At 41.4% G+C, this 6930-nt stretch carries 5 protein-coding genes; 3 read left to right on the forward strand and 2 right to left on the reverse strand.

Annotation, left to right across the window (positions count from 1 at the left end):
• Positions 1 to 3 precede the first annotated feature (3 nt).
• Positions 4 to 867, forward strand: coding sequence for an L-serine ammonia-lyase, iron-sulfur-dependent, subunit alpha (locus AC4E92_RS03370; RefSeq protein ID WP_490239173.1), 864 nt, complete (start codon positions 4 to 6; stop codon positions 865 to 867).
• On the forward strand, positions 864 to 1883 hold the full coding sequence (locus AC4E92_RS03375) for a DUF2804 domain-containing protein (RefSeq protein WP_490239174.1): 1020 nt from the start codon (positions 864 to 866) through the stop codon (positions 1881 to 1883). The genes AC4E92_RS03370 and AC4E92_RS03375 overlap by 4 nt, the downstream gene beginning before the upstream one ends.
• A 1-nt stretch (position 1884) precedes the next feature.
• On the opposite strand, the gene ftsY is transcribed toward AC4E92_RS03375, so the two are convergent.
• Together ftsY and AC4E92_RS03385 are read right to left on the reverse strand one after the other, a co-directional pair.
• The gene (gene ftsY, locus AC4E92_RS03380; protein WP_490239175.1) at positions 1885 to 2769 is read right to left on the reverse strand and encodes a signal recognition particle-docking protein FtsY; all 885 of its coding nucleotides are present in this window, start codon (positions 2767 to 2769) and stop codon (positions 1885 to 1887) included.
• A 2-nt stretch (positions 2770 to 2771) separates the two neighbouring features.
• The gene (locus tag AC4E92_RS03385; RefSeq protein WP_490239176.1) at positions 2772 to 4499 is read right to left on the reverse strand and encodes a proline--tRNA ligase; all 1728 of its coding nucleotides are present in this window, start codon (positions 4497 to 4499) and stop codon (positions 2772 to 2774) included.
• An 86-nt stretch (positions 4500 to 4585) separates the two neighbouring features.
• Here AC4E92_RS03385 and AC4E92_RS03390 point away from each other — a divergent pair, with 86 nt between their 5' ends.
• The gene (locus tag AC4E92_RS03390) at positions 4586 to 6604 is read left to right on the forward strand and encodes an HD domain-containing phosphohydrolase (protein WP_490239177.1); all 2019 of its coding nucleotides are present in this window, start codon (positions 4586 to 4588) and stop codon (positions 6602 to 6604) included.
• Positions 6605 to 6930 lie beyond the last annotated feature (326 nt).

Below are 6930 nucleotides of genomic sequence, written 5' to 3' on the forward strand. Positions count from 1 at the left end.
TCGATGAATCTCAGCGATTTGATCGAGTTAGAAAATAAGATAGGACAGCCATTACATGAAGTGATACTGCTCTCGCAAATGATGGAAGATGGATCAGACCCTGTTGATTTGAGAAGTAAAACAAAAGTGTTTTTAAAGGAAATGCTTGATATATCCGAGAAAAATTTTGCAAAGAGCCACAAAACACTCACAGGAATGTGTGGTAACAACGCTTTTCTCTTTGCTCAGTACAGTCCCCAGATGATTGGAGAATTCAACTACATAGCAATGATCACGGCGCTTTCTATAGCTGAAGCGAATGCTTCGATGGGTAGAATAGTTGCCTGTCCCACAGCCGGTTCCTGTGGTGTAGTACCAGCCATGGCGTATGCACTCAAAAAAGTTAAAGGTGTTTGTGAAGAATTGCTCGTCGATGGTCTGATAGTCGCCGGTGCAATTGGAAAATTCATAGCAGAACGAGCCTCAATTTCAGGAGCCGTCTCTGGCTGTCAGGCAGAGATTGGCACCGCAACTGCCATGGCAAGCTCAATGGCGGTGTACAGTTTTTCAAAAGACAGCAAAAAGGTGTCGCACGCCGCAGCTCTGTCTCTCAAATCGATGATGGGACTTGTCTGTGATCCGGTTGGAGGATTTGTCGAAGTGCCATGTGTGAAAAGAAATGCGGTTGCGGTGAACATCGCAATTGCCACAGCGGAAATGGCACTTTCCGGAATAGAGAGTGTAATACCATTCGATGAGGTTGTTGAAGCGATGGCAAGGGTTGGTAAATTGTTGCCTGAAGAACTCCGTGAGACAGGTCTTGGTGGTGTGGCTTGGACTAAAACGGCGAAGTCTCTTGTGGATAAGATAAGAGGTGAACTGATGTGAAAAAACAGAGCGTTGAGATAACCGAACCTGTTGACTTTTGCTTGAAAGGTGGCAGGTTGAATCCTTCAGCGCTTGGATGGTCAAGAAAACCTCTGATAAACTGTAATCTCACAGATCATTTTCTCAGAAAAAAGAGATGGCATTACTGGGCTGTTTTCAACCAGCAATGTCTTTTCTCGGCAACGATTTCCAATCTGGATTATATCGGAGTTGTTTTTTGTTATTTTCTTGACTTTGGCACAAAGGAATTTTTTGAGCAAACTGTTATAACACCGTTCGGTATAGGCTGTAACATACCCCAAAGGATTGATGAAAATGTCGTTTTCAATTCAAAGAAGATGAAAGTGAGCTTTAAAAGACATTCTGGGACAACGGTTATTGAATCACAGTTCACCAACTCTGAAGAAAAAGATGTGAAGGCTCACATTGAGGTCTTTCATGCGGATACGGAATCTTTGAATGTCGTTGTTCCATGGAGCTGGCGAAGGTTTCAATACACAAGCAAGCAGTTTTGCCTGCAGGCACGCGGAGAAATCTCTGTTGGAGAAAAAATCTATACTCTTGATCTGAATGAAACATTTGCCACATTGGATTTCGGTACAGGTGTGTGGAAATATTCAACTTTCTGGAACTGGGCGAATTTCGCGACGCATCTGGACGACGGAACAATTGTGGGTGCGAATATAGGAGCCGGATGGACTGATAACACGGGTACCAATGAAAATGCCATCCTGATCAACGGCAGGCTCACAAAAGTAATAAGTGATGTGATTTTCAAATATGATGATCATGATTTGATGAAACCATGGCATATCTATTCAAAGGATTCGGATGACATCGATCTGGAATTTCAACCTTTTTACCATCGCACAGCCAAAACAAATCTTTTAATACTTTACTCGAATGTCAATCAGATGATAGGCACTTTTAAGGGTTTTGTGAGGGATGAAAATAGAAAGGCATACATAATAAGAGATGCCATCGGCTGGGCTGAAGAACATCATGCACGCTGGTGAATCAGTCCAGCAGAGCGTCCACAAATTCTTTCGCGTTGAATGGTCTGAGATCTTCGATGCCTTCTCCAACTCCAATGAATTTTATTGCAAGGTCCAGTTCTTTTTTAATCGCCAGTGCAATACCGCCTTTGGCAGTACCGTCGAGTTTTGTCACCACAACACCTGTCACGTTGACCATCTCTTTGAAGGTCCTGGCTTGTATGAGTCCATTTTGTCCGGTTGTTGCATCTATCACTAAGAGAACTTCATGAGGTGCCCCTTCAACCACTTTGCCAATAACTCTGTGAACTTTTCTGAGCTCTTCCATGAGATTTTTTTTGGTGTGCAATCTGCCAGCGGTATCGATGATTACTATGTCTTTTTGCTTTGCTTTTGCATGGTTCACTGTGTCGAATGCAACAGCAGCCGAATCTGCTCCTTCATCGTGGCTTATCACAGTGCAGTCGATTCTGCGTCCAAGTTCTTCTAACTGTTCAATTGCGGCAGCCCTGAAGGTGTCTGCCGCACCCAGAACAACTGTCTTACCAAGAGATTTAAAATACGCAGCCAGCTTTGCCGCGGTAGTGGTTTTTCCTGTACCGTTAACTCCGACGATGGTTATCACAAAGGGTGTATGAGATTGTAAATCAACTTCGTTGTCATTAGAAAGAAGTTCAACGAGAATTTCTTTGAGCGCACTATATGCGTCATCTGTTTGAGTCTGTTTGAGTTTTTCAAGTATGTACTGTGTCGTTTCATATCCCACATCTGCTGCTATCAACCTTTCTTCAAGTTCCTCAAGTACCTGGTCGCTTATTTTCTTTCCTTTCAAAAGCTGTGAAAGTCCTTCAAAAAAAGTCTTTCTTGCCTTTGTGAGCCCTGCTCTCAGTTTTTCAAAAAATCCCATTTTCACACCTTCCTGTGTGGATCGTATTCATCGAGCATCTGGATGACCTTTGAGATAATCGTGCCGGTATCGGCTTTGATCTTAAACGGCTTTTGTTGATTTCTCATCTTCAATTCTACAAAACCTTCTGCAAGTGCTTTCCCAACCGTTATTCTCAATGGAAAACCGATCAGGTCGGCGTCTTTGAACTTCATTCCCGGTGAGATCTCTCTATCGTCCAATAAAACCTCTAAACCATTCTCCATCAAAGATCTGTAGACATCTTCTGACAGGTGTTTTTGAGCCTGATCTTGAATTGAAACAACGGTTATTATCACCTCGAAAGGTGAGACCGACCTTGGCCAGATGATGCCGTCTTCGTCGTGCAACTGCTCTACGACCGCAGCCATCGTTCTTGAAACACCCCAGCCGTAACATCCCATTATGAAAGGTCTTTGTTCTCCATTCTGATCCATGTACAGCGCATTCATGGATCTGGAATATTTCGTGCCGAGTTTGAAAACATGACCGAGTTCTATTCCCTTGGAGCCAATCAGGGGTGATCCACAATTTGGACACGGATCATTTGCCTGAACTACGCGCAGATCTGTATAAGAATCGACAGAGAAATCTCTGCCAGGGTTGGCGTTGATGTAGTGATAATCCTGTTTCATTCCACCGACAACCACATTTTTCATGAACTTTATGCCGTGATCTGCAACTACGCGAACATCTTTTATACCGACAGGTCCTATGAAACCTATTGGAACCTTGAAGACTTCGAAAACTTCATCTGGTTCTGCAAGCCTTAGAGATTGGTCGTTCATGTGAACTTTCAACTTCTCGACATTCAGTTCTCTATCACCCTGAATCAGAGCCATCACAAAACCGTTTCTACCAACAAAAAGAAGAGATTTCACTACCTGACTGGCTTTGACATTCAAAAACTGTGCAACCTGCTCGACTGTTTTCACATTTGGCGTGTGGACTATGCTCAGTGGTTTTTCAGTACTGTCGTCTTTGAGATATTCACCTTTATATGGTGCCTGTTCATCGTTCGATGAATATCCACATTTTTCACATCTCAGCAGGTTTGTCTCACCAACCGGTGCAAAGCTCACAAACTCGTGAGATTCACTGCCTCCTATGGCTCCAGATGCAGCTTCGGTGATAACGTACTTCAAACCAATCGCTTCGGCAATTTTGCTGTAAGCTCTTGTACACGCCTGATAAGTTTCATCCAAAGATTCTTGACTGTCGTGAAAGCTGTATCCATCTTTCATGATGAACTCCCTTGCTCTGAGAAGTCCAAACCTTGGTCTGATTTCATCTCTGTATTTGGGACCTATTTGGTACAGAAAAACGGGTAGCTGTTTGTAAGAGCGAAGTTCGTCTTTGACGATTTGGGTGAACACCTCTTCATGTGTTGGACCAAGTGTGAATTCCCTGTCGTGTCTGTCTTTCAGTTTCATCATCTCTGGTCCGTAATCTTCCCACCGACCTGTGATCTTCCAGAGCTCTGCTGGTTGGATAATCGGCATTGAAACTTCCTGAGCTCCTATGGCATTCATCTGTTCTCTCACTATTTTTTCGATCTTTGAAAGTGTTCTTTTTGCCAGTGGCAGGTATGAGTAAACGCCGGCGGCAACCTTTCTTATAAAACCCGCTCTGTACAAAAGCGCATGACTTACAACCTCGGCATCTGAAGGAGCTTCCTTCAAAGTCGGTGCGTATAGCTGAGAAAATCTCACATCTGACACCTCCACTCTTTCACAAATTATAACAGTTGTTGTGGTAAAATTGTAGTTGATTTATCGATATGAGGGGATGTTCTTCCATGAAAAAGATGTATATTGTTTTTTTACTTGTTTTTCCAGTATTTATTTTTGGTCTGGAAACGATAAGGTTTGTGAGCGGTGAAGATTATCCTCCATTCATCTGGATGGATGAAACAGGAAAACCCGCTGGAATAACGGTTCAAATACTGGAATTACTTGAAAAGAAAACTGGCGTTTCTTTTGAAATAGAACTGATGCCATTTTCTCAAGCCCTGGAAAAACTCCAGTCAAATCAGGCAGATATGATTAATTTCATCTTCAAAACTCCAGAAAGGGAGAAAATCTTTCTTTTTTCAGAACCGGTGATGAATCTTGAAAGCAGGGTGTATTTCAGAAAATCTTTGAACATAAAGTCTTTTTCAGATCTAACACCTTATTTGGTTGGAGTGGTCAGGTCCGATGCAAACGAGCAGTTGCTCAGATCAAAAAATCCTTCCGTAGTCTTCAAATACTATGAAAACAACAAGGATATGATTTTAGACGCCAAATCCGGCGGTATCGATGTTTTTATAATGGATGATCTTCCAGCACAGTTTTATATGATAAAAGAGGGGATTTTTCACCAGTTTTCATCACTTCCACCTGTTTCAATTCAGCAAGTCTACTTTGCCTTTCCAGCCAACAGAAATGATATTGCCCAGATCATAAACAAAGGTCTATCCCAAATAACCAAAAAAGAACTGCAAAATGCAATCGGTCCTTTTGTCAAACCGACTTATTTTATTCCGCTATGGGTCTGGTATTCACTGGCTATTGGTGCGGCGGTTTTTACTGGCATTTTTATAATGGTTTTGTTTTTGAACCGCCATCTTGCCAGAATGGTGGAAAAAAAGACAGCAGAGCTGAACATGAAAAACCAGGAACTTGTAGCGGCAAATGAAGAGCTCGATGCTTTAAACGAAGAACTGAGAGCATCTTTTGAGGAATTAGAAGCCATGAACGAAGAACTCGTTCAGACCAACAAAGAGCTTGAGCAGACAAACAGGCGGATGCTTGAGTTTCAAAATGCATTTATCGAGCTCTTAGATATTGCCTCGAAGATGACTTATGAAAGTATTCAGGAGAAAGACTTCTTGTTCGATTTACTCAGAATCTTTAAAAAGTACGCAAATACAGATCATATAGGAGTAGCTTTGAGATCAAGTGAACAGGGTAAGACATTGTTTGTGATCTGCCGCGATGATAGGGTGATATCTCAAAGAATTGATGAATTTATAGACTTTCAGGATCAGTCCTTGAATGAGAAAATGAAAAAGATAGCATTGCAGGTTTGTGAAGAGCCTTTTGAAAAAACAGGTGAATGTAAATTACAGCTTATAAAGTCAACAAATACGATCCATGGAGTGCTATTTTACAGTATAAATAACCCATCTACTTCTGAGAAAGATTTACAAAGGCTTGCCGATTTAATATCTGCCTTTCTTTCGTTGAGAAGTTACATAAGAGAGCAGGGAATATTCCACAGAAGACTACTTGTTGTTATGACCAAGGCACTTGAATACTACGATTATTACACAAGAGGTCACTCAGAAAATGTTGCAAACTACGCTGCAAAATTTGCAGAATGGCTCAAGTTGGAAAAAGATGTGATCCGTAAACTCTACTGGGCGGGTCTTGTACACGATGTGGGGAAAATCTTTGTTGCTCAGCAGATTTTGAACAAAAATGGATATCTTTCATCTGAAGAGTACGAATATGTGAAAATCCATCCGGTGAAAAGTTATGAACTACTCGTTGAAGCTGGTCTTGAAGATATCGCAAATATCGTGAGATATCATCACGAAAGATACGATGGCAAAGGTTATCCAGAAGGTCTTGTTGGTGAGCAGATACCGTTTGAATCAAGGATACTGAGCCTGGCAGACAGTTTTGATGCCATGACATCAGATCGACCGTATAAAAAAGCGATGAGTATTCAAGAAGCAGTCGAAGAAATCAGACGCTGTAGCGGATCTCAATTTGATCCAAAACTTTCTCAGGAGTTTGTCAATATGATTGTCAATCATTATAACCTTTGAATACAACCTTTCGTGTACTTTCGTCCAGGAAAAATTCACCGGGTCCAGTTTCTTCGACGTTGAGTTTACAAAAAAACAAGCCAGAAAGCACATTCCATTTATGGGATTGTGATGAATGGCTTAAGTTAGTCTGGTGATGAATGTGTATAATAAAAGTAGCAAGAAGTCACATAGAGGAGTTTAAACGGTGACAAAAGCTGAAAAGATTAAACAAACACTACAGCAAACTAAAGAAAAAAGAAAGAATCAAATACCTGTGGTGTATCAACTAAAAATTAATCTCAACTCTGTATCTAAAGGAACAAAAGACAAACTCTCTAAGTTGT

The sequence above is a fragment of the Pseudothermotoga sp. genome (assembly GCF_031962025.1).
Lineage (GTDB): Bacteria > Thermotogota > Thermotogae > Thermotogales > DSM-5069 > Pseudothermotoga_B.

What these genes read in the sequence shown, in the direction of transcription:
- AC4E92_RS03370 (WP_490239173.1), top strand. Translation starts at nt 4, where the DNA reads ATGAATCTCAGCGATTTGATCGAGTTAGAAAATAAGATAGGACAGCCA.
- ftsY (WP_490239175.1), bottom strand. Translation starts at nt 2,769, where the DNA reads ATGGGATTTTTTGAAAAACTGAGAGCAGGGCTCACAAAGGCAAGAAAG.
- AC4E92_RS03390 (WP_490239177.1), top strand. Translation starts at nt 4,586, where the DNA reads ATGAAAAAGATGTATATTGTTTTTTTACTTGTTTTTCCAGTATTTATT.